General features: G+C 47.7%; 2 rRNA genes. Both read left to right on the top strand.

Annotation, left to right across the window (positions count from 1 at the left end):
- Positions 1-162, top strand: a 16S ribosomal RNA gene (locus tag BTR25_RS26785); the annotation flags it as partial.
- 189 nt (positions 163-351) lie between these two features.
- Positions 352-642 (top strand): 23S ribosomal RNA (locus BTR25_RS26780); the annotation flags it as partial.

Genomic DNA, 642 nt, shown 5'->3' with positions numbered 1-642 from the left:
TCCCGGGCCTTGTACACACCGCCCGTCACACCACGAGAGTTTGTAACACCCGAAGTCGGTGGGGTAACCGTAAGGAGCCAGCCGCCTAAGGTGGGACAGATGATTGGGGTGAAGTCGTAACAAGGTAGCCGTATCGGAAGGTGCGGCTGGATCACCTCCTTTCTAAGGAAAATGCAGTCCGTATGGACTGATAAAAAAGTTGACCGCTTTTTGTTTGTTTAGTTTTGAGAGTGCAATTTCTCTCAGAACTTTCGTTCTTTGAAAACTAGATAATCGTAAGAAGAAGTAAGAACCGAGAATAAGCCACATTAGTTTTCTCTCTTATTTAATAAGAAGAAAAATAGCCTTTTAGGTTAAGTTAGAAAGGGCGCACGGTGGATGCCTTGGCACTAGGAGCCGATGAAGGACGGGACTAACACCGATATGCTTCGGGGAGCTGTAAGTAAGCTTTGATCCGGAGATTTCCGAATGGGGGAACCCACTGCTCGTAATGGAGTAGTATCTTTACCTGAATACATAGGGTATTGAAGGCATACCCGGGGAACTGAAACATCTAAGTACCCGGAGGAAGAGAAAGCAAACGCGATTCCCTGAGTAGCGGCGAGCGAAACGGGACATAGCCCAAACCAAGAGGCTTGCCTC

The organism is Bacillus sp. MRMR6, from assembly GCF_001940785.1.
GTDB lineage: Bacteria > Bacillota > Bacilli > Bacillales > Cytobacillaceae > Neobacillus.
The sequence above is the reverse complement of the archived record's forward strand: the minus strand, read 5'-3'. Positions and strand labels throughout refer to the sequence as shown.